We start from the raw sequence: 17,961 nt of genomic DNA on the forward strand, positions 1-17,961 counted from the left end.
GTGATCCCTGGTCGTTGCAACCGGGTGATTGTGCCAGAGCGGGGCTACCTGCCGGCGGGGCGTGATTGGGCGACGATGCGGTAGCGGCTGCCGCCCGTCAGGGATTCGGATGCCACCAACACCATGCGGTCGTAGTGCCAGGCAAGCGGCGCGGGCGGGGTGTCAGGCGGCTGCGCATGGTCGATGTTGCGCAGCAGGGTCACATGGGGGCGGAAGGGTTGCGGCGGGGCAGTCAGGCCAAAACCGGCCAGCCATTGCCACAGGCTGTCATGCGCGGCCTGCAGGGGGGCGGGCGTCTGGCGCGGGCCGGCCCACAGGATGCGCTGGCGGCTGAACACGCCGTAGTGGTCCAGCGCCACCTCGCCCGCGGGTAGCTGGTGTGCCGGCGTGGCGGCTGCCAGCGTGTCGGCCAGTTGCGCGTCGACCGGGCCTAGAAAGGCAAGGGTCAAGTGCAGCGTCTCGGTGCGCATGACGCGTCCGCCGGTGGTTGGCCGGGCCTGCTCCGCCCAGCCCGCCAGCGACGCGGCGAGCGAGGGCGACGGCCACAGAGCGAAAAAAAGGCGGACGCTGGACATGCCCTGATTGTAGGCGCGTCGCAGTATTAGCTGTCCGTGGTTTCCGATTTGCGCAAGCGGCTCAGCGCGGTGTCGAAGCGTTCCACGCCAGGACGGGCAGGCCGGTCGAAGCGTTCGACGCCGGGGCGCGCGGGCTTGTCGAAGCGTTCGACACCGGGGCGTGCGGGCTTGTCGAAACGTTCCACGCCGGGCCGGCTGAAGCGTTCGACGCGCGGCGGGCTTTGCGTCTTGGCCTGCGCGCTTTGGGCGGCCGCCTGCTCGCGCTTGGCGATGATCTCTTCGGCGCGCTGGTGGTGCGGCGCCATCTTGCGCACCATCACGCGGCCGTCGCGCGGAAAGTAATTGATGCGGCGCGCGTGCACGTCGCCCAGGTCTTGCGCCTTGACCGGGATGCCTTCGGTCCTGAGGTAGTTCAAGACGAATTCGCCGTTGCGTTCGCCGATGTTCATCTGCTGCATGGCGCTTAGCACCGCGCCGCCGCCGAATACCTTGGCTTCCAGGCGGTCGCGCACGGCGCCCGCCTTCAGCAATTCGTTGATCAGCACTTCCATCGCAAAAGCGCCGTAACGCATGGTGGCCGACGCAGGCGATTGCATGTCGCCTTCCGGCAACATGAAATGGTTCATGCCGCCCACGCCCTTGATCGGGTCGTGGATACAGGCGGCGACACACGACCCGAGTACGGTCGAGATCATCAGGTCTTCAGCGGTGACGTAGTACTCGTTGGGGAGTACCTTCACCGCCTGACACTGGAACGCGCTATCGAAATAGTGGCGCGTTGCGCGGGCTTCAAGACGGGCGGCCATGGGACTTAAGGGGCAAGAACAGCGATTTGGACACGAAGGACGGCGCTCGGCAAAACAAGGAATGTTTCAAAAAGTGTAGAAAAATGTCGCTTTATTCTTGCATATCCCAGCACACAACGGGAGAAATGCTTGTAACCGTGACGGCGCACCACGTCCCCGATTTTTTTCGGCCGTTCACAGGATGGCTTGCAACCATCGTACCCGGGCGGGTTGCGCGCCTTTCCCCGGATCACGGGGAGGATCGGGCTTTATACGTGGCTTTAGGGCGGAGTGGGGCGGCCGCGCGCGGGCCTTGAGCGCGGCTGTTGGGAAAGGCTGCCGACAACGGGCCGACAACGGGCCGGCAGCATCAGAAGCGCGTGCTGCGCGTGACGGACCAACGGGCGGACAGCGCGCCCAACGCGGCCGAGGCGGCCACGGCCGCGATCAGCACCGAGGCGCCGGGCAGGTGCAGCGCGAACTCGGCGCCATAGCTGCGGGCCAGCCCCAGCAGGGCGTCGTTCAGCGGCGACAGCGCGATGGCCGCCACGCCGATGGCCAGCAGAGACGCCACGGCGCCCGACAACGCGCCCAGATACAGGAACGGACGACGGACGAAGGATTCGGTGGCGCCCACCAGGCGGGCCACCCCGATTTCCTCGCGCTGCGACAGCGCTTGCATGCGCACGGTGTTGAACACCGTCGCCAGCACCACGACCGCCACGCAGGCGGCCAGGAAGCCCAGGCCGATGCGGGCGAACCTTAAGATGGCCTCCAGCCGTTGCACCCAGGCGCTATCCAACTGCACCAGGTCCACGTGGTTCCATTGCTTCCAGGCGCCGGCCAGCTTGTCGGCGCGCCCCGCCAGGTTGTCCCCGTCGGCCAGCGTGACCACCACGGCGTCCGGCAGCGGGTTGCCCGGCAAAACGGCCAGTGCCTGCTCCCAGGCGGGGTTGGCGCGCAGGTCGGCCAGCGCCGCGTCGCGCCCCACCACCCGGACTGCCCGCACATCTTGCGAATAGTCGTTCTTGATGCGTTTGGCCACCTCGTCGGCGGCGCCGGCGGGAGCGTCCACGCGCATGAAGACGGTCACTTCGGGGGTGACGGACATCTGGCGCGCCACCGGCTGGACCGATACCAGGATGGCGCTACCCAATAGCGGCAGGGCCAGGGCCAGGGCCATGACCAGCAGGTTGGCCAGTGAAGAGAACGGCTGCTTGGCCAACCGGCGCAGGGTCACCATGAGCGCATAGCGGTGTTGCCGCAACCAGGCGTTCATGCCGATTCTCCCGGGTGGCCGAAGCCAGGTTCGGCGCGGCCGCCGCCGGTGCGCGCGGGGGCGGGCGAAGAGGGGTGCCCGGCGTCCGGTGGCGACGCAGCGCCGTGGGAATCGGCAAACTTGCCCGGGTCGATGCGCAAGGTACGGCTGGCGTAGCGCGCCATCAGGTCCTGGTCGTGCGAGGCGATCAGCGTCGTCACGCCGACACGGTTGAAGTCGCGGAACACGTTCATGATGCGCTGCGCGTTGTCGTGGTCAAGGTTGGCGGTAGGTTCGTCGGCAATCAGGATGGCAGGCCGGTTCACGATGGCCCGCGCGATCGCCAGACGCTGTTGTTCACCGCCCGACAGTTCGATGGGATTCAGGTCTTCCTTGCCCGACAGGCCCACCTTGTCCAGCGCGGCCCGGGCACGCGCGGCGGCCGAATCCCAGGGGTGGCCCTGGACGGCCAACGGCAGCATCACGTTTTCGAACGCGCTTCGATCGAACAACAGGTGGGTGTCTTGCAGGATGACGCCAACCGCGCGTCGCAGGTACGGCCGGGCGCGCGCAGGCAGCTTGTCCAGCCGTTGCCCGTTGACCTGGATGGACCCGCGGCTGGCGGGTTCCAGCCCGCCGATCAGCTTGAGCAGCGTGGACTTGCCGGCGCCTGACGGCCCGGATACGAAAACGAATTCTCCCGCGCTGACGCGGAAGTTGATGTCGGCCAGAATATTGCGGCCGCGACCATATGATTTGAATACGTGCTGGAATTCGATCATGGCGGCTGTCAGATGAAGCCGCAATAGTAACTCGGGGACAGTAAGCGGCCTACGCCTGTTCTTGGGCGGGCTGTGAAAAAGCGTATCCATGTGACCGCCCGGACACGTTTTCGCCAGAACGAAATGAATGCGTCTTCGGACAAATCGGATACGCTAAAACACGTCCCCGTTTTCGTATGAAAACACCGATTGATTTCGCCAGTGTCCCTAAATTTCAAGGGAATTCCCGGATGTGCCGGCCGCTGCGTGGACGCTACCATCCGCCCCATGCGTCGGCCCAACCCGGTCGAGGCAAGGCTCGATTTGTCCCACACGGAGATCACGATGAAAGTACTGAAACTCGCTGCAATTGGCGCGGCACTGCTTGCCGCATCCACGGCTGCCAATGCGGGCGCGACCTTCGATAACGTTAAAAAGAAAGGGTTTGTCCAATGCGGGGTTTCGACGGGCATTCCGGGTTTCTCGATCGCCGACAGCAAGGGTGAATACAAGGGCATCGACGTGGACCTGTGCCGCGCCATCGCCTCCACGATGTTCGGCGACGCCTCCAAGGTCAAATTCACGCCGCTGAACACGCAGCAACGCTTCACCGCGCTGCAGTCGGGCGAAGTCGACGTGCTGACCCGCAACACCACCGTGACGCTGACCCGCGACACGACGCTGGGCCTGATCGGCGTGGGCGTGAACTACTACGACTCGCAAGGCGTCATGGTCTCCAAGGACCTGAACGTCAAGAGCGCGAAGGAACTGAACGGCGCCACCATCTGCGTGCAACCGGGCACCACCACCGAACTGAACCTGGCTGACTGGTTCCGCGGCCAGAAGATCGAATTCAAGCCGGTCGTGATCGACAAGTACGACGAAATCATCCGCGCCTTCTCGGCCGGCCGCTGCGACGCCTTCACGACCGACAAGTCGCAACTGGCGTCCACCCGCACCACGCTCGAGAACCCGGACAAGTACGTCATCCTGCCGGAAGACTTCTCCAAAGAGCCGCTGGGCCCCATGGTCCGCCAGGGCGACGAGCAATGGTTCAACGTGGTCCGCTGGTCGCTGAATGCCATGCTGGAAGCCGAGGAATACGGCATCACCAAGGCGAACGTCGAAGAAATGGCCAAGAGCCCCAATCCCAATATCCAGCGCATCCTGGGCGTGACCCCGGGCATGGGCAAGAACCTGGGCGTGGACGACAAGTGGGCATTCAACATCATCAAGAACGTGGGCAACTACGGTGAAAGCTTCGAAAACACGCTGGGCAAGAACAGCGCGATGAAGCTGGAACGTGGTTTGAACGCGTCGTATAAGCAAGGCGGGTTGATGTACGGCTGGCCGGTGCGCTAACACACGGCTGCCTGGCAAAACGGAGCCTCGGGCTCCGTTTTGCCTAGCCCGCCATAGAGCGGGCGGCAGGAGTGGGGGGCGTGGCCTTGCCGGCGTTGCCACCCGGTGTACGACTTCTGTAGATTCAACATGACGACTTCCAATAAAAACGCCCCGATTTCGGCGCCCCGCCGGCGGCTGAACTGGAACGACCCCGGCGTGCGCTCCGTGGTCTACCAGGTGCTTGCGCTGGCAGCGGTAGCCTGGGCTGTGTGGTTCCTGGTTTCCAACACGCTTCACAACCTGTCCGTGCGCAATATCGCCACGGGCTTCGGGTTCCTGAGCCGTGAAGCCGGGTTCGCGATCGGCGAAACGCCCATCGCCTACACCCCCGCAAACGATTACGGCCGTGCCATCCTGGTCGGCTTGCTCAACACCCTGCGCGTCGCCGTCATCGGCATCGTGCTGGCGACCATCCTTGGCACCCTGATCGGTATCGGCCGCCTGTCCAAGAACTGGCTGGTGGCGAAGATCACCTCGGTGTACGTCGAAGTGATGCGCAATGTGCCGCTGCTGCTGCAGCTGTTCTTCTGGTACGCGCTGATCACGGAAAACATGCCGGGCCCGCGCCAGGCGCACAATCCGATGCCGGGTGTCTTCATTTCCAACCGCGGCCTCAAAGTCCCCGGGCTGGAAGGCAATTCGCTGGACTGGATGCTGGCCGGACTGGGATTGGCCATCGTGGCCATCATCTTCCTGGGTCACTACGGCAAGAAGCGCCATGAGGCCACCGGCCATATGTTCCCGCTGGGCCGCTGGGCCATCGGCCTGCTGATCGGGTTGCCGCTCGTCGGCTGGCTTGTCAGTGGCGCGTCGCTGACGCTGGACATGCCGGAACTCAAAGGCTTCAATTTCTCGGGTGGTTTGACGCTGTCGCCGGAATTCGCCGCGTTGCTGGCGGGGCTGGTGATCTACACGTCGGCGTTCATCGCCGAAGTGGTGCGCTCGGGCATCCAGGCCGTGAACAACGGCCAGTGGGAAGCCGCCGGTTCGCTGGGGCTGCGCCGCAAGCAGGTGCTGCGCCTGGTCATCCTGCCGCAGGCGCTGCGCGTGATCATCCCCCCGATGACCAGCCAGTACCTGAACCTGACGAAGAACAGCTCGCTGGCGGTCGCCATCGGCTATCCGGACATCGTGTCGGTGGTCAACACCACGCTGAACCAGACGGGCCAGGCGATCGAGGGCATCCTCATCATCATGGGCGCCTACCTGACGGTCAGCCTGTCGATCTCGATATTCATGAACTGGTACAACAAGCGCATCGCGCTGGTGGAGCGTTGAGATGAGCAGCACTACGCATACCCCCAGCGAAGGCCTGCCGCCGCCCAGCACGCACGTGGGCGCATGGGCATGGATCAAGTCCCGCCTGTTCTCGTCGCCGCTGAACATCCTTATCACGGTACTGCTTGCGTGGTTCCTGCTGATGGCGGTGCCGGCGCTGCTGGAATGGGCCTTCTTCAAGGCTGATTTCAATGCGGCCAACGCCCAGGAATGCCGGGCTTCAGGTGGCGCCTGCTGGGCGTTCATCATCGAGAAGCACCGGCTGATCCTGTTCGGCACCTATCCGTTCGACGAGCAATGGCGTCCGCTGATCGCGACCATCATCCTGGTGGCGGTCATTGTTTGCAGTGGCATCCGCCGTTTCTGGAACTGGAAGCTGGCGGTCATCTGGGTCGTCGGCCTGACCGCCGTGGCGCTGTTGATGTGGGGCGGCGTGTTCGGCCTGACCTACGTGGAAAACGCACGCTGGGGCGGCCTGCCGCTGACGCTGATCCTGTCCACGTTCGGCATTGCCTTCGCGTTCCCCATCGGCGTGCTGCTGGCCCTGGGCCGGCGCTCGAAGATGCCCGCCATCAAGGCGCTGTGCGTCGTGTACATCGAGCTGATCCGTGGCGTGCCGCTGATCAGCCTGCTGTTCATGTCGTCGGTGATGCTGCCGTTGTTCCTGCCGGAAGGCTTCTCGATCGACAAGCTTTTGCGCGCGCAGATCGCCATCATCATGTTCGCCGCCGCCTATATCGCCGAAACGGTGCGCGGTGGTTTGCAGGCCATCCCGAAAGGGCAGTACGAAGGCGCGGATTCGCTGGGCCTGAACTACTGGCAGCAGATGCGCAAGATCATCCTGCCGCAGGCGCTGAAGATCGTGATCCCGCCGCTGGTCAGCATCTTCATCGCGCTGTTCAAGGACACGTCGCTGGTGGTGATCATCGGCATCTTTGACTTGACCTTGGCGGCCAAGGCGGCCTTGTCCGACGCGGCATGGCGCGGATTCGGCGTAGAGGCGTATCTGTTCATCTCGCTGATCTACTTCGTATTCTGCTTTTCCATGTCCAAGTACAGTCAGGCGCTTGAAAAACGTCTTGCGACTGATCACAAACGCTAGCCAATGCCGCGCGTCCGCCGCAAGGCGGGCGCGCGCAGCGATATTTACGGGAGTACAGGCATGCCGGATGCCATTATTCGTTTGCAGGACGTGAACAAGTGGTATGGCCAGTTCCACGTGTTGCGCAACATCAACCTGGACGTGGCGCAAGGCGAGCGCATCGTGGTGTGCGGCCCCTCGGGGTCGGGCAAGTCCACGATGATCCGCTGCATCAATCGTCTGGAAGAGCACCAGAAAGGCCACATCATCGTGGACGGCACGGAGCTCACCAATGACCTGAAGCACATCGAGACGATCCGCAAGGATGTGGGCATGGTGTTCCAGCACTTCAACTTGTTCCCGCACCTGACGGTGCTGGAAAACCTGACGCTGGGCCCCATGTGGGTGCTGAAGAAGCCGCGCGCGGAAGCCGAGGCGACCGCGATGAAGTATCTGGAGCGCGTGCGCATTCCGGAACAGGCCAAGAAGTTTCCGGGCCAGTTGTCGGGCGGCCAGCAGCAGCGCGTGGCCATCGCGCGTTCGTTGTGCATGAATCCCAAGATCATGCTGTTTGATGAGCCGACGTCCGCGCTTGACCCCGAAATGGTCAAGGAAGTGCTGGACGTGATGGTCAGCCTGGCCCAGGAAAGCGGCATGACGATGATCTGCGTGACCCACGAAATGGGCTTCGCACGCAAAGTCGCCAACCGCGTGATTTTCATGGACCGAGGCGAGATCATCGAGCAGAACAGCCCGGACGAGTTCTTCGACAACCCGCAGAACGACCGGACGAAGTTGTTCCTGAGCCAGATCCTGCATTGATCGGCTGACGACAAAAAGCCTACACGGCAAACACCCCAGCAGTTGGATTTCGGTCCGGCTGTTGGGGTTTTTTTTGCCAAAGACGGAGTTCATCTCAGTTTGGACCTTGCTAAGCGCAGGCGTATACCGGGATCCTCTTGTCTTAAAAAAACCATAGCTGGAATACGCCAAAGGATGTAATTTGGACGTCGAACTGATAATGGCGCCCATTGCTCCGGCAGTATGTCCGTGAACGAAATGGCCGAGCGCGCAAGCCGACTGCACTACTGGCTGGACCGGGTGTGTCGACGCGTCAGATACCTGGTGATCGACGACTCACATTAATGATCATAGAAAAAGGTAGGCGATGAAGTTGATTAGTGCATCAATGGTTGCAGCATTCGCAATCGCCCTAGCTTCGCAGGCCCATATCGTTGCGGCACAAACCAATGCGAAGAAAATCGACCCGCTCCCGCCTGCATCCGGCACGGTACCGCTCTCCGATGAACAAATTAGTCAGGCCTATAGCTACCTCTTGGGCCGACTATTTGTCACTCGACAGCAACAGCTGGATTTCCAGGAAGGTTTCCAGTGGAACCAGTTAACCCATCGCAAGCCCGGAGCGGTGGACTGGCCGAATCCAAATCTCGATGTCGCCTATTCCGAAGCGTGGATCGCCGTGGACGACAACAGCTGCACGGTCGTGAGCGTTCCACCGGTCAAGGGCAGGTACTTTACCGTTCAGATACTGAGCGGCTGGGGAGAAACCCTCGCGAATATCAATGAACGTGTTTTTCCAAAGAAACCGCACGGCGAGTTCGCGTTGTGCTTGGCGGGTTCGAATGCACCTGCGCCCGCTGGCGCGACGCGGATTGATCTTCCGGTCAAGTATTCACGGATTCTGACCAGAGTCGCACTGGGCAGCGATGTGGAGGGCGCAGTTGCCCTGCAACATCAGTTCCGTCTGACTACCACTGGGGCGCCCGCGCTTCCGACCATACCGAAAACACCAATTTTTGGGCTGGAGGACTTTCCCGGTGTCGAGGCATTCGACGCCGCTGCGATGGCGCTCGATAGTGAGCCGGACAGGAATCCGGGGCTCGAGAGCATGGACGCGCTGGTTCGACAAGTCGCCAACGCAGCCAAAACGCCATCACAGCGGGACCGCATTGATCATGTGATCCATACGAAGGCACTGGCAGACATTGCCAAGGCGGGCGAAATCATCGGACATGGAACAGTGCAACGTGGCTGGGCTAGACCCGGCGTGGTCGGCGAATATGGAATCGACCATGTCACTCGCACGCTTGTGAACTACCGCGGCATATGGGCGAATATCAAGCCGGAGGTGCTTTACTATCGCGGCGCCCAGGATTCCACGGGCGCGGAACTGAACGGCGACAATGTCTATACATTGACCTTCCCGAAGGAGGCATTGCCGTCTCGCTTCGCCAACTATTTCTGGTCTGTGATTGCCGTGGATAGCACCCGCTTTCGCGTACTGCCCAATCCTTTGAATAAGTACCTTATCAACGAGGCGTCTACGCTGACCTACGCAGACGACGGCTCCCTGACGCTGTATTTCGCGGCCGAAAAGCCGTCGAATGCGCCACAAGGCAATTGGCTGCCCACTCCGCGCGGCTCGAAGTACCGCTTAACGTTCCGCTTCTATGGCCCGATTGATGGGGTTGCGAACGGAACATATTTCCCTCCTGCGCTTGAGCGTGTTCGCTGAACGATCGACCTGGATTCTTCGGCTCGGCAAGCCTGGGCATGGGCTTCATTTATTTCTTCTAGATCATAGATATTTCCGGTTTCATCAAGTCTGACCGTGTGAGTGTTACCTCGCAACTTCGGGAGAGTCGTTATGAAACGCTGGCTAGTATCAGGTTCATTGCGTCCGCAGCGTTCGGCGCTGCGCTGGTTATATCCCCTGGTCACTACGGGGTCGCTGCTGGCCGTGACAACATTCGTCTCCGCTCAGACAGTGGGCCCCGGGCCGATAGCGGCGCCCGTCAATGTTGGCAGCGGTACCACCACCGTGGTGGGCGGCACCGCGGTCACCACCGCAGGGACCTCATCGACCGTGACAGGCGGGACGTTGATCGTTGATCCCACAGCGGGCCCCAGCCCCGGACCGGTGTCTTTTTCCACCAGCAACTTCAACGCATTCGGTGTCTACGCAACAGGCGGGACGATTATCTTCCGAAGCGGCGCGGCGCCCGGCGACACCACCTCGCTCAATACCACTGGAAACGCGTCGGCCGGCCTGTGGACGCGAAATGCGAATGTATCCGCGACATCGGCCGGAGGTCTGAACATTCATACCACCGGAGGCTACGCCAACGTTGGCGGTCTTCCCGTCGGCTCATACGGCGCCGTCGCCAGTCACAACAGCAGTATGTCGTTGACCCAGGCCAACATTCTTACCGAAGGCTTGGGCGCAACGGGCGCCTATGCCTTCGGTAGTCAAATTACGCTTAATGGCGTCACGATCGAGACACGTGGCAATGCTTATCGGGACGCCTCCGGTACCTATGGCGCCTATGGGGCGCTTGCCAACGCACTGAGTGGCACGCGGGGCAAGATAACGGTCACGGGCGGGACAATTTCCACGGGCGGTGACGTGGCCTATGGGGTGGGCGCCATCGGCTCCGACGCCACGATCAATGGCACCACCATCACCACGACGGGCGCCAGCGGTAGCGGCCTGTTCGCAAACGCCGGCACGATCGGCGCATCGAATGTGGGGGTGACGGTATCCGGGGCCTCAGCCTATGGCGTCTATGCGGTCATGGGATCGACCATCACGCTGCAAGATGCACAAGTCACCACCGAGGGCACCTCTGGATACAACCTGCTCAGTTATGGCGCGAACTCTACCGTGACGGGAACTAACGTCACTGCACTGTCCAAGAACATCAATGCTCCCGGCGCGACCGCATGGGGCGCAACGGCCACCGACAACGTGGCATTGAGTTTGACCAATGGCTCAGTCAGAACGGAAGGCGCCAACTCGCACGGCTTGTACGCCCGTGGCGCGAAGGCAACCGTTTCCGTCGATGGCACGTCGGTCAGGACCTCCGGCCAGGGCGCCTTTGCCGCGCGTGCGATGAACGGTACCTTGAATGCAGCCAATGCCACATTGCAGGCGGATGGCGTCGATGCCGCCGGTTTGGGACTAAGTAGCGATGCGGGTATCACGGCCACCGCGACCCTCGTGGGCGGTACGTTGACCAGCGCGCAATCCGATGCCATCGCCGTCAATGGCGGCACTGCGCAAGTTACGTTGACCGGTACGCAAGTCACGGGGGCACCGCGTTGGCTGCGTGTGATCGGAGGCTCGGCGCTTGTCGCCGATCCGCTGGCGGCGCCCGATACGACGACCGCTTCGGGGTTCAACTCGTCCGATCTCTCAGGCGTAGGCGTGGCGATTCTGCCGGGCGGCGTGAGCGCGCCAGCGGCGGGCCCCCCGAGTATTGCCATGATTAACGCGTCTGGGGCCACGCTCAACGGCTCGGCCCTGACCGAGTCCGGCGCGACGTCCACCGTCTCGCTAAACAACGGCACGGTATGGAACATGTCCGGAAGTTCCAACCTGACTTCCCTGGCCAACAACGCCAGCCAAATTCTGTTCACCGCTCCCGCATCGGGCACGTTCAAAACACTGACCGCGGTTAACTACACAGGTTCTGGCGGCGGTCTGGTCGGCCTGAATACCTATCTGGGGGATGACAGTTCCCCCTCCGACCGGCTGGTCATAGATGGCGGAGCCGCGACGGGCACCACCGGCCTGCGCATCACAAATGCCGGAGGCCCGGGGGCGTTGACCACGGCAGCCGGCATCAAGGTCGTCGACACGATCAACGGGGCCACGACCCAATCGTCCGCCTTTTCCTTGACCGGACGCGCCGTCGCGGGCCCCTACGAGTATCGGCTCTACCGGGGGTCGGCCGCGGCGCCCACCGATCAGAGCTGGTACTTGCGGTCCGAAAAAGAACCGGAGCCGCCGCCCGAACCGCCCGTGCCGCCCGTTCCACCCGTCCCGCCTGTCCCGCCCGAGCCGACACCCGATCCCGAGCCGCTGTACCGGCCCGAAGTTGCGGCTTATCTGGCCAATCAACGCTTGGTTGGACAGATGTTCGTGCAGAGCATGCACGACCGGCTGGGAGAGCCCCAGTTTATCGAAGCGCAACCGTTCCCGAATGACGGCAGCAAGCGCCGCGCGCTCTGGTTGCGAGCGGTCGGAAAATGGGAAGGCACCCATAGCCGCGACGGCAACTTTGACGTCAGCACCGACCTTTTCCTGTTGCAGGGCGGCGGAGATCTTGCGCAATGGAAGCTCTTTTCAGAGACCGATCGCTTGCATCTGGGGGCCATGCTCGGTTACGGGACGGCTGACAGCACCGCCCGCGCGGACGGCAACCCATACAAGGCAAAGGGCCGCGTCAACGGGTACAGCACAGGCGTGTACGGCACCTGGTTTCAAAACGATGAGACCAAACTCGGCGCCTACGTGGACACCTGGTTCCAATACGGCTGGTTCAACAACCGAGTGCAAGGAAGCGATCTGCCGCGAGTCGACTACGACTCTCAGGCTTGGGCGGTGTCCGCAGAGGCCGGCTACGCATTCAAGCTGAGGGAAAACTGGATCCTGGAGCCGCAGGCTCAAATAATCTATGTCGACGCCAACACCGACAGCATTACCGAGCAGAACGGCACCCGGGTAGACCGTGCCGACTCCAATGGGACCATTACCCGCCTTGGGGCGCGCACGTTCACTACGCTTGATCTTGGCAATAACCGCAAAGCCCAGCCCTTCGCGACCGTGAATTGGTGGCACAGCAGCGTCGACAGTTCCGTATCGTTCAATCAACTACCCGTTGGAGGGCTGTATCCCAAGGACCGATACGAACTGAAGGTGGGCGTCCATGCCGACTTCACGAAGGGCTGGACGGGATGGGTCAACGCGTCTGGCAGTTGGGGCGCGCAGGATTATCACCAGTATGTCGGGCGGATTGGCGTGAAGTACACATGGTGACGGGTGCGGTGTGATCTCGGGGAGACACGGTGCGATCGTCAATGGTGCAACAGACGGTTGCGGTATGCTACTGACCGCCATAGATCTGGAGTGAGGAGAAAAACACCATGACGAACACCCCCCGTAGCGCGGTCCGCCGCGCCTTGTTGCAGGGCGCCGTGGCGCTGGCCGCGACCTTGCCGTTTGGCGCGCCCGCGCTGGCGCAGGCGACTGATTTCCCGACGAAGCCGATCCGTTTTGTCGTGCCGTACCCGCCTGGCGGCCCGCTGGACACCATGGCTCGCATGTTGGCCGAGAAGGTGCGCGGTTCGCTGGGCCAGCCCGTTATTGTTGAAAACCGCTCGGGCGCGGGCGGCAATATCGGCGCCGACCTGGTGGCCAAGGCGCCGGCTGATGGTTACACGCTGGTGATGGGCGCGGTGGCCACGCACGCCATCAACCCCTGGCTGTTCGCGAACCTGCCCTACGACCCGGTCAAGGATTTCGCGCCCGTGACCATCGTGGCGTCGGTGCCGAACGTGTTGGTGATGAACGTTGAATTCGCCGACAAGAACAAGATTAAGACGGTGGCCGACCTGGTCGACTACGCCAAGAAAAACCCGGGCAAGCTGAACTACGGTTCGGGCGGCAACGGTAGCGCCGGCCATCTGTCTGGCGAACTGCTCAAGGCGCGCGCCGGCATCAGCGTCGAACACATTCCTTACCAAGGCGCGGCGCCCGCGCAGTTGGCGTTGCTGTCGGGGCAGTCGGATTTCATGTTCGACAATCTGGCGGCGTCGGCGCCGTTGATCAAGGACGGCAAGGTCAAGGCGCTGGCCGTGACGACGGCGAAGCGTTCGTCGTTGCTGGCGGATGTGCCGACGGTTGAAGAGTCCGGTGTAAAGGGCTTTGACCTGGGCACGTGGTTTGGCGTGTTCACCACGGGTGGCACGCCGGCGCCGGTGGTGGCCAAGTTGAACAAGGCCTATGCCGATGCGATGCAGCAACCCGACGTGAAGCAACGCCTCTTGACCATGGGTTCGGAAGCCGCCCCGATGACGCCGGAAGCCTTTGCCGATTTCGTGAAGAGCGAAAAGGCCAAGTACCAGGAAATCGTCAAGATCTCGGGCGCCAGCTTGAATTGATGGATCGTTGATCCGACGCCACGGCAGGTCTTTGGGGGCAGCATGCGCTGCCCCCTTTCATTTGCTGCCTACATCTTGCAGTCGGCCGCGTGCACGTCGGTGTGGTCGCGGGCCAGGACCTTCTGGTTCTTGTACACGAGCTTGCCGTCCGGGCCGGCTTCGATGTGCAGCAGGTACCAGTCCTGTATCGGGTGCTGGTTGGGGCCGAACTTGAATTTGCCGCGCACGGTGGGGAAGTCGGCCTTCCTTAACGCAGCGCGGAAGTCGTCGGCGCGGCCGGTGACGTCGCCGTTGACGGCTTTAAGCGCGGAAGCGATCAGGTTGGCGGTGTCGTAGGCTTGCGCGGCATACGCCGTGGGCGGGCGTTTGTAGGCCTTGGTGAAGGCGTCGACGAAGTGCTTGTTCTGCGCGTTGTCCAGGTCGGCGCTCCACAGCGAACTTAGATAGAAGCCCTTGCTGGCCATGCCCGTCGCGGCCAGCATGCGATCGTCCATCGAGTAGATGGGTGTGATCATCCGGATCTTGTCCGACAGGCCCGAGTTGGCGAATTGCTTGGTCAAGTTGATGCCCGCGCCGCCCGGGTGAAACTGGAAGATGGCATCGGGATTCAGCGAACGGATGCGGGCAAGCTCCACCGAGAAATCGGCTTGTTCCAGCTTGGTGTAGATCTCTTCGGCGATCTCGCCTTTGTAGGCGCGCTTGAATCCGGCCACGGCGTCGCGGCCGGCCTGGTAGTTCGGGGCCATGACGACGACGCGCTTGGCGCCCAGTTCGTTGGCGGCGATGCCGGCCGTGTCGGCGTAAGAGTCGTTCTGGAAGGCGACGGCGAAGTAATTCGGGTTGCAAGCCTTGCCTGCATAGTTGGAGGGGCCGGCGTTCAGGCTGACGTAGAAGCCGCCGGCGTTCAGCACCGTGGGGCCGACGGCCGCCATGACGTTCGAGAAGTTCACGCCCGTGAAGAGCCGCACGCCGTCCTGCACCATCTTGTCGGCGATCTGTTTGGCGTTGGCGGGCTTGAGCGCATCGTCTTCGACGCGCACGTTGACGGGCACGCCGCCCAGCTTGCCGCCGCCTTCCTTCACGGCCAGCATGAAGGCGTCGCGCTCGTCCTCGCCGATGTAGCCGGCGGGCGTGGAAAGCGTGCCGATAAAGCCGATGTCGACCGGCTTTTGCTGCGCGTGGGCCGGGGATGCCGCCAACGCCAGCAGGATGGCGGCCGTGCCGCCGATAGCGCTCTTTTTCATGTTGTCTCCTCTGGTGCTGTTGTTATGCCGCCGTGAGGCAGTTTTCTACTTTCCAACCGTACAGCCACTGCAACGCGTCATAGAACTGGGACTGGCTGCGGCCGGTCCACAGCATGTTGCGCACGGTGCGTTCGACGCCCCGCGCGTGATAGAGCCTGCCCATTTCCCGGGTGGACCAGACCACGCGCGCGCTGCGCGGGATGCGGACCGATTCGTAAAGGCGGAAGGCGGCCTCCAGGTCGTGTCCGCAATGCCGCACGGCCTGGCCCAGCGTCACCGCGTCTTCCAGCGCCATGCACGCGCCCTGGGCCATGTATTGCGTCATGGGATGGGCGGCATCGCCCAGCAAGGTCACGCGGCCCTGGCCCCAGTGTTCGACCGGTTCGCGGTCGGCGGTGGCCCAGCGCTTCCAGGTTGTGGGGCGATCCAGCATCTGGTGCGGGCGCGGATGGATGCCCTGGAAGTACGACAGCACTTCTTCCTTGCTGCCTTCGCGCACGCCCCATTCCTCTTGCTCGCGGCTGTGGAAGGTGACGACCAGGTTGTACTGCTGGCCGCCGCGCAAGGGGTAGTGCACCAGATGGCAATGCGGGCCGGCCCACAGCACGGGCGCGTTGATGCGCAGTTCTTCGGGCATATTGTCGCGTTCGACCACCGCGCGATAAACGACGTGGCCCGTCACGCGCGCGGGGTCGCCCACCGTGCGCTCGCGGATCACCGATTTGACGCCGTCCGCGCCCACCACGGCGTCCGCCCGGTAGCGGTTGCCGTCCGTATCGATCACCTCGACGCTGCTGCCGTCTTGCATCATGCCCGCGATCTGGGTAGACGTGCGAAAGCGGATCAGCGGGTTTTGCTGCACGGCTTCCAGGATGGACAAGTGGATGTCGGCGCGATGGATCACGGCGTATGGGCCGCCGAAGCGCGTTCGGAACGCGTCGCCCGTGTCGATGCGCACGACTTCCCGGGCGTCGACCGCGTCCATCATGATGATGTGATCGGTGAAGACCGCGCGCGTGCGCGCCGTCTGTCCGACGCCCAAGGCGTCCAGCGCCGCGAAGGCGTTGGGCCCCAATTGGATGCCGGCGCCGATTTCGCCGATATGCGCGGCCTGCTCCAGCAGTTGCACTGCGATGCCTTGCCGGGTCAGCGCCAGCGCGGCGGCCAGGCCGCCGATGCCGCCGCCCACCACGATGACGGATCGGGTTGCCTGAGTGGTTGTCGTAGACGTGTTCATGATTGTTTTCCGCGCCCCGTCATGCCTGGCCGCCAAGGAAGGCGCCTTGCCGTTTCAACTGGGCCTGCAAGGCCGCGATGGGCACGTCGGCAGGCGCGATATCGGCGCGCAGGGCCATCGCTGCCGCGGTGCCCGCGGCTTCTCCCATGACGAAGCAGCTGCCGCTGACGCGCGCGGCCGACTGGCCTTCGTGCGTCATCGATGCGCAGCGTCCCGCCACCAGCACGTTGTCGGCGACGCCGGGGCCGCGCTTGGGCACCATCATGCGGAACGGCAACTGGTTGTAGCCGCGCGATTCGGGAATGGGCGGCCACATCCATTGCACGTCGCCCGCCGTGTGCATTTCCAATGGCCAACCGTTCACGCCGATGCTGTCGTCAAAGTCGGCGCAGCCCAGCACGTGTTCCTTGGTCAGCACAACTTCGCCGACGATGCGGCGGGTTTCGCGGATGCCCAGTTGCGGCGCGATGTCCAGCACATACGCGTTTTCGAATCCGGGCACCTTGGCGCGCAGGAACGCCAGGTATTGCACGATCTGGCGGCGGCCTTCCAGTTCGCCGGCGGACAGCGAACCGGCGTCGGTGCCATCGGCCGCGCTGCCGTCGGCATTGGCCAGTTGCGTGACGTTGACGCGCCATTCGTAGTCGTGCTTTTGCGGACGCACGATGGCGCCCCGGCGCGGGAACGTGAATTCACCGCTGGCCGCGGCCTGGTCCATCAAGACAGGGATGGTCTTCCAGGCTTCCTGGGCGCGCGCGCCGTCCACATTGCCTACCTTGAACATCAGGGTGGGGTAGAGCATGTGGCCGTGCTCATCGCCTTTTTCGAAGGGCAGGCCGCCCCATTTCGCGATGTCGGCATCGCCCGAACAGTCGATGAACACCTTGGCGCGCACGGCGCAGCGGCCCGACTTGGTTTCCAGGAACAACGCGTCCACGCGGCCATCTTCGCGGCGTGTCAGACCGGTGGCCAGGGCGTGGAACAGCACCTGCGCGCCGCTATCCTGCACCAGGCCGTCGGCCGCGCACTTGAAGGCCGATATGTCATAGGCCTGGGCGTGGATCTTGCCCAGGATCAGATGGGGGTCGTTCAAGCCGTCCATGGCGCGCATGCGGTCAAGCAGGTCGTTGGTCATGCCATGTACCACTTGCCGGATGTCGCCATGGATGTTGGCATGCAGGCCGCAGAAGTTCGACACGCCTGCCGCCGTGCCCATGCCGCCCAGGAAGCCGTAGCGTTCCGCCAGCAGCACGCGGGCGCCGTTGCGCGCGGCGCTGGCGGCCGCCAGCACGCCGGCGGGGCCGCCGCCCAGCACCACCACGTCGTATTCGCCATAGAGCGGGACTTGGCGCGCGGGTTCGTTGATGACCAT

General features: G+C 63.2%; 14 protein-coding genes. 7 read left to right on the forward strand and 7 right to left on the reverse strand.

Translation table 11 applies throughout. The features are described 5' to 3' along the window. Positions 1-44 precede the first annotated feature (44 nt). The 4 genes from thpR to ACI0FO_RS14090 form a co-directional block, all read right to left on the reverse strand. A complete protein-coding gene (gene thpR, locus ACI0FO_RS14075) occupies positions 45-575 on the reverse strand; it encodes an RNA 2',3'-cyclic phosphodiesterase (protein ID WP_416027511.1) in 531 nt (176 codons plus the stop codon). Positions 576-601: 26 nt separating this feature from the next. Further along, positions 602-1,381, reverse strand: coding sequence for a chemoreceptor glutamine deamidase CheD (gene cheD / locus ACI0FO_RS14080; protein WP_416027513.1), 780 nt, complete (start codon positions 1,379-1,381; stop codon positions 602-604). 349 nt (positions 1,382-1,730) lie between these two features. After that, positions 1,731-2,639 carry a cell division protein FtsX gene (locus ACI0FO_RS14085; protein ID WP_416027515.1) on the reverse strand — a complete coding sequence of 303 codons (909 nt, stop codon included), beginning with the start codon at positions 2,637-2,639 and terminating at the stop codon, positions 1,731-1,733. Beyond that, complete coding sequence (locus ACI0FO_RS14090) at positions 2,636-3,400, reverse strand: cell division ATP-binding protein FtsE (protein WP_416027517.1); 765 nt, start codon at positions 3,398-3,400, stop codon at positions 2,636-2,638. Before ACI0FO_RS14090 ends, ACI0FO_RS14085 begins: the two co-directional genes overlap by 4 nt. A gap of 324 nt (positions 3,401-3,724) precedes the next feature. Here ACI0FO_RS14090 and ACI0FO_RS14095 point away from each other — a divergent pair, with 324 nt between their 5' ends. From ACI0FO_RS14095 to ACI0FO_RS14125, 7 genes are all read left to right on the forward strand, one after another. After that, positions 3,725-4,741, forward strand: a complete 1,017-nt coding sequence (locus ACI0FO_RS14095) for an amino acid ABC transporter substrate-binding protein (RefSeq protein ID WP_105560281.1) — start codon at positions 3,725-3,727, stop codon at positions 4,739-4,741. Positions 4,742-4,870: 129 nt separating this feature from the next. Continuing rightward, entirely contained in the window at positions 4,871-6,061 is a 1,191-nt protein-coding gene (locus tag ACI0FO_RS14100) for an amino acid ABC transporter permease (protein ID WP_416027520.1), read from the forward strand. 1 nt (position 6,062) lies between these two features. Further along, entirely contained in the window at positions 6,063-7,163 is a 1,101-nt protein-coding gene (locus ACI0FO_RS14105) for an amino acid ABC transporter permease (protein WP_105560279.1), read from the forward strand. A gap of 60 nt (positions 7,164-7,223) precedes the next feature. After that, positions 7,224-7,964 (forward strand): amino acid ABC transporter ATP-binding protein, encoded by a 741-nt coding sequence (locus ACI0FO_RS14110; protein ID WP_105560278.1) that lies wholly within the window; start codon positions 7,224-7,226, stop codon positions 7,962-7,964. Between the two features lie 346 nt (positions 7,965-8,310). After that, on the forward strand, positions 8,311-9,678 hold the full coding sequence (locus ACI0FO_RS14115) for a DUF1214 domain-containing protein (protein WP_416027522.1): 1,368 nt from the start codon (positions 8,311-8,313) through the stop codon (positions 9,676-9,678). Between the two features lie 132 nt (positions 9,679-9,810). Then, positions 9,811-12,984, forward strand: a complete 3,174-nt coding sequence (locus ACI0FO_RS14120; RefSeq protein WP_416027524.1) for an autotransporter outer membrane beta-barrel domain-containing protein — start codon at positions 9,811-9,813, stop codon at positions 12,982-12,984. Between the two features lie 107 nt (positions 12,985-13,091). Next, positions 13,092-14,108, forward strand: coding sequence for a Bug family tripartite tricarboxylate transporter substrate binding protein (locus tag ACI0FO_RS14125; protein WP_416027526.1), 1,017 nt, complete (start codon positions 13,092-13,094; stop codon positions 14,106-14,108). Between the two features lie 68 nt (positions 14,109-14,176). On the opposite strand, the gene ACI0FO_RS14130 is transcribed toward ACI0FO_RS14125, so the two are convergent. Genes ACI0FO_RS14130 through ACI0FO_RS14140 form a run of 3 tightly spaced genes read right to left on the reverse strand, consistent with a single transcriptional unit; the run spans position 14,177 to position 17,961 of the window. Beyond that, positions 14,177-15,352 carry an ABC transporter substrate-binding protein gene (locus ACI0FO_RS14130; protein ID WP_416027528.1) on the reverse strand — a complete coding sequence of 392 codons (1,176 nt, stop codon included), beginning with the start codon at positions 15,350-15,352 and terminating at the stop codon, positions 14,177-14,179. Positions 15,353-15,374: 22 nt separating this feature from the next. Then, positions 15,375-16,589 (reverse strand): 3-hydroxybenzoate 6-monooxygenase, encoded by a 1,215-nt coding sequence (locus tag ACI0FO_RS14135; RefSeq protein ID WP_416027530.1) that lies wholly within the window; start codon positions 16,587-16,589, stop codon positions 15,375-15,377. Between the two features lie 19 nt (positions 16,590-16,608). Further along, positions 16,609-17,961: an FAD-dependent oxidoreductase gene (locus tag ACI0FO_RS14140; RefSeq protein WP_416027532.1), complete on the reverse strand. Its 1,353-nt coding sequence runs from the start codon at positions 17,959-17,961 to the stop codon at positions 16,609-16,611.

The organism is Achromobacter marplatensis, assembly GCF_049060505.1.
GTDB lineage: Bacteria > Pseudomonadota > Gammaproteobacteria > Burkholderiales > Burkholderiaceae_B > Achromobacter > Achromobacter marplatensis_A.